General features: G+C 76.0%; 4 protein-coding genes and 1 pseudogene. 1 reads left to right on the top strand and 4 read right to left on the bottom strand.

The genetic code is table 11. The features are described 5' to 3' along the window. The 4 genes and pseudogenes from SSBG_RS33455 to SSBG_RS27540 form a co-directional block, all read right to left on the bottom strand. Nucleotides 1–240, bottom strand: a pseudogene (locus SSBG_RS33455) (hypothetical protein); the annotation flags it as partial. Between the two features lie 61 nt (nucleotides 241–301). Continuing rightward, a complete protein-coding gene (locus tag SSBG_RS27550) occupies nucleotides 302–616 on the bottom strand; it encodes a DUF5133 domain-containing protein (RefSeq protein ID WP_050776834.1) in 315 nt (104 codons plus the stop codon). 176 nt (nucleotides 617–792) lie between these two features. After that, nucleotides 793–1,515 carry a siderophore-interacting protein gene (locus tag SSBG_RS27545; protein ID WP_008749325.1) on the bottom strand — a complete coding sequence of 241 codons (723 nt, stop codon included), beginning with the start codon at nucleotides 1,513–1,515 and terminating at the stop codon, nucleotides 793–795. 174 nt (nucleotides 1,516–1,689) lie between these two features. After that, nucleotides 1,690–2,046 carry a PRC-barrel domain-containing protein gene (locus SSBG_RS27540; RefSeq protein WP_008749324.1) on the bottom strand — a complete coding sequence of 119 codons (357 nt, stop codon included), beginning with the start codon at nucleotides 2,044–2,046 and terminating at the stop codon, nucleotides 1,690–1,692. A 187-nt stretch (nucleotides 2,047–2,233) separates the two neighbouring features. Here SSBG_RS27540 and SSBG_RS27535 point away from each other — a divergent pair, with 187 nt between their 5' ends. Continuing rightward, nucleotides 2,234–4,369 carry an ATP-binding protein gene (locus SSBG_RS27535; protein ID WP_008749323.1) on the top strand — a complete coding sequence of 712 codons (2,136 nt, stop codon included), beginning with the start codon at nucleotides 2,234–2,236 and terminating at the stop codon, nucleotides 4,367–4,369. Nucleotides 4,370–4,423 lie beyond the last annotated feature (54 nt).

The raw sequence follows: 4,423 nt of genomic DNA, 5'->3' as shown, positions 1-4,423 counted from the left end.
CGGGCTGTCCGGGGCCCGGCCCGGCGCGGTGGCACCGGGGGCGGGCCGCGGGGACGCGGGCGGGGCGGCGGGAGCCGGGGCGGCGGCGGGTCCCGGCTGCGGCGCGGGGGCCGCGACACTCGGGCGGCCGAGGGTCTGCTCCGCCTTCCTGCGAAGCGCGTCGGCGGTCTGCCGGGTGTCGTTCAGAACGTCACCCTGCTCCTCGACGAGCTGCTGATAGATCGGGGTGGGGGAAGACACAATGAAGGACTCTCTGCCATCTCAGGGGCTGTGCATCGGCCCGCCACCGGCTGCGACGGGCTCACGCCGTGAGGATCGCAGACGCGTCAGACGGCGGGGACGAGGGGGTCGGGCCCGCGTCGCTGATCCGGCGCGACGCCACTCCCTTGGCACTGCGTGCCATAGGCGCCGTGCGCTCCTCGGCGGCGGCACGGGCCAGCCGCTCCTGGGCGACGCCGAGCGCCGCGTCGATCGTGCGCGTACCGGTGGAGACGCAGAGGGTGTACGTGACGTCGTCCAGATCGCGAAGGGTCTCGGTGTCCGGCTCCTGAACGGCGCTCAGGGCCTCGTAACGGGCCAGCAGCTTACGCAGCACGACAGGGTGAGCGATCAGCACGGTGATTCCTTCCACTTCTTCACGGAGACCCCGCCCCCCCTGGAACGGGCTCAGCCGACATTGGCCGCAGGCGGTCTTCTGACCGCCTACCCGGCACTCGGTGCCTCATGCGCCCGAAGTAAAAGGTTTTCAGTCGTTGCGGGCGATGAATCCGGCCAGAAGGCGGTGCGTCCGGTTCAGGGACGCCAGTACCCCTGCGCGCGGACCTGCCGGCGCGGGGCGGGCAGCAGGGTGCGCAGGTGGCCGGCGAGGGCGCGGGTCGTCGTGGTGTCGCAGGCGATCCAGGCCCAGGCCCCGGCGGGGTCGGCCAGGTGCGCGGGCAGCGTGGCCCGCACCTCCTCCACGAGGCGCGCGCCCGCGCGTTCGCGCGGGACGGGGAGCAGCGTGTGCCGCCCGGGGCGGACCCGCACCGGGAGTTCCGCGTCGCCGGGGCCGCGGGTCTCCAGCCACACCGTGGCGGGGGTGCCGGGGTAGGCGTCGAGCAGCGAGTTGAGCGCCGGGAGCGCGGCCGTGTCGCCGATCAGGAGGAGGTGCGCGGGCTCCTGTTCCGGCGGGGTGAGCGGGGTGCCGTGCACGGTGGCCTCGATGGTGTCGCCCGGTCGCGCCGCGCGCGCCCAGTCGGCGGCCGTCCCGGCGTGCAGCGCGAAGTCGAGCGAGAAGGTGCCGCTCGCCGGGTCCGGATCGACGAGGGTGTAGGCGCGCTGGTGGGGGCGGCCGTTGCGGCGGAACCAGAGCCTGACCCACGTCGTGGGGAGGATGCCGCTCGCGTCGAGCAGTCCGCCGTCGGTGACGCGCAGGCGTACGTAGTCGGGGCCGACGCGCTCGGCCCGCGTCACCGTGAGCGTGAAGTCCCTGGCGCGCAGCAGCCGCAGCACCGCGCCCTCCCAGCCGTGTCCCACGCCGCACCCCTCTCGCCGCCGGGGCCGTCCCGGCCCCGTTCCGCACGCGCGCCCGGTCGCGGACTCCGCGACCAGGCGAATGACTTAGGTAAGCCTAAGCTAATAAAGCGTGGGGGAACAGTCCGGGTCCGGCGCCGTCCCGGGCGCCGGGCCGGGCCGTGCGGGCCCCCGGGCTCAGCGCCGCCCCAGGCGCCGGGCTCCCGAGGGCCCGATCCGGTAGCTGAGGTCGTAGTAGGCGAAGAGCTTCGGCTCCTCCTCGGCGAGGAGTTCGCCATCGGTGTCGATCGAGGGCGCGTCCTTCACGCGCTTCTTGTCGTAGCGCACCTTGAGCGCCCCCGGCTTCACCGTCGCGCCGTCGAGCGGCACGAAATTCAGCCTCCGCTTGGTCGGCAGCCCGGTCACGACCGTGGCGAAGGCGGGCAGATCGGTGGTCGTGTCGACGTACACGGCCTCCAGGCTGCCGATCTTGTGTCCCTCGGCGTCCACCACGTCGTGGCCTCGCCAGTCCCGGATGTCCTCGGCTTCGAACAACGCCCTGCCTCCTCGTACGATCCGTCAGGCCCCTCCCCGGCCGCCTGCCCCCGCCCGGCCCGGCCACACGCGAGGCTACCGGGCGGCCCGGGCCCGCACCCGCAACGGCGCGGGCGGGCGGGCCGTCACCGGGCCCCGGCGCGGGCGCGGTTGCCCCGCCGGGGGGCGAATGCGCGAGACTGGGCGAATGCCTGGGCTGACTCCGTACGCGCAAAGCACCTTCGTGGGCCGGGAGCGGGAGCGTGCCGCGCTCCTCGACGCACTGCGCACCCGCCGTCTCCTGAGCCTCACGGGCCCCGGCGGCATCGGCAAGACGCGCCTGGCGCGCGAGGTGAGCGCCGAGGCCGGGGAGAAGTTCGCACACGGCACGCACTGGGCCGACCTCGGCACGGTGCGCGACGCGGGGCAGCTCCTGACGGAGGTGGCGCGCGCGGTCGGGCTCGCCGACAACTCCTCGCGCCCCCGCGCCGAGGCGCTGTGCGCCTACCTGGCCCGGCAGCGCAGCCTGCTGGTGCTCGACTCGGGCGAACAGGTGTGGGAGGCGGTGCGGGACCTGACGGGGGACCTCCTGACGGCCTGCCCCGGGCTCACGGTGCTCGTCAGCTCGCGCCGCCCGCTCGACCTGGTCGAGGAGTACATGTGCACGCTCGGGCCGTTGCCCGAGGACGGGCCCGAGGCGTTCGCCCTCTTCGCCGAGGGCGTCGCCGCCGTGCGGCCCGGCGGGCTCGCCCCCGGCGAGCGGGCGGTGGCCGCGCGGATCTGCGCCCGGCTCGAAGGCATCCCGCTGGCCCTGGAGCTGGCGGCGGCACGCGCCGCGCGGCTGCCGCTGGACGAACTGGCCCGGCGGCTCGAATCGCGACTCGACACGCTCGTCGCGGAGCCGGAACCGGAGCGAGAGCCGGAGCCGGAGGTGGGCGCGGGTGCGGAACCGGGTGCGAGCACGGGCGCGGCGTGGGGGACGGCCGGCGAGGTCCCGGGCTTCGGGCGGCGCTCCGGGGCGGCGGCCCGCCACCGCACCTTACGGACCACGATCGGCTGGAGCCACGAGCTGTGCGCTCCGGCGGACCGGCTGCTCTGGGCGCGCCTGACCGTCTTCCGCGGGCCCTTCGATCTCCAGGCGGCGCGCGAGGTGTGCGCCGGGGGGCCGCTCACGCGGGCCGATGTCACGGCGGGCCTGGACCGGCTCCTGGCCTGCTCGGTGCTGCGCAGGCACGGGCGGGGCTGGTCGATGCTCGGCACGCTCGCCGAGTACGGCGGGCAGTGGCTGGAGCGGCTCGGCACGGAGGAGCACGAGGCATTGGCCGCGCGGCACGCGGCGTACTTCGCCCGCCTCGTGCGCCTCGCGGACGAGGAGTGGCTGGGACCCCGGCAGATCACGTGGTTCCGCTGGGCGCGCGAGGCGTACGGCGAAGTGAGCGCGGCGCTCGCGCACTTGGCGGAGTACCGCCCCGACGAGGCGCTGGACACCGCCGGGCGGCTCGTCTTCTTCTGGGCGTGCTGCGGGCGGCTGCACGAGATGCGGGCCGGTCTGGAGGGGGCGCTCAAGAATCCCTCGGCCACCGGTCCGCACCGTACGCGGGCGCTGTGGGCGCTCGGCGTCGCCTACGCCCTGCACGGCGAGTACGCGGCGGCCGAGGAGGTGAGCGCGCGGGGCGCGGAGACGGCCGCACGCGAGCGGGACCGCGAGGGGATGCTCGGCGCGGCGTACGCGAGCGGGCTCACGGCGCTGCTCACGGGCGATCCGGCGCGGGCCCTCGCGCTCGCCGAAGCGGGGCTCTCCGCGGCGCCCGGTCCCGACGCCGGGTCCCCGGGGAGGCTGCGCTGTCTCCTCGTGCGCGTCTTCGCCCACACGGCGCTCGGGGAGCGGGAGCGGGCGCGGGCGGAGGCGGAGCGGGCGCGGGCGCGCTGCCTGGCGCTCGGGGAGCGCTGGGCGCTGTCGTACTTCGACTACCAGCTCGCCCTCGTCCACCTCGGCGAGGGCCGGGCGCAGCCGGCGCTGCGGTACGCGCGGGCCGCGCTGGAGAGCAAGCGGGCCATCGAGGACTCCTTCGGCACCGCGCTCTGCCTCGATCTGTTCGCGGCGACGCTGAGCGCGGCGGGACAGGCGGAGCGGGCGGCCCGGATGACGGGGATCGCCGAGAGCTTCTGGGCGACGACGGGGCATCCGCAGCGCGGCACCCCCGAACTGGCGCCCGTACGCGCGCGGTACGAGGCGATGGCCCGGCGCGAGCTGGGCGACGAGCGCTGGGAGCTCGCGCACCGCGCGGGCCGGCGGACGGACGCGCGCGAGGCGCTGTACTCCTGGCTGGACGGACCCGACTGAGCGGGGCGGGCACCTGCGGGGCCGCCGTTTCGGGCGCGGAAACGGGGCGGCGGC

The organism is Streptomyces sp. SPB074, assembly GCF_000154905.1.
Taxonomy (GTDB): Bacteria; Actinomycetota; Actinomycetes; order Streptomycetales; family Streptomycetaceae; genus Streptomyces.
This window is presented reverse-complemented; position numbering and strand designations above follow the sequence as displayed.

Bases quoted from the DNA above. Each gene is read 5' to 3' on its own strand.
- SSBG_RS27535 (WP_008749323.1), top strand. From the start codon at position 2,234: ATGCCTGGGCTGACTCCGTACGCGCAAAGCACCTTCGTGGGCCGGGAG.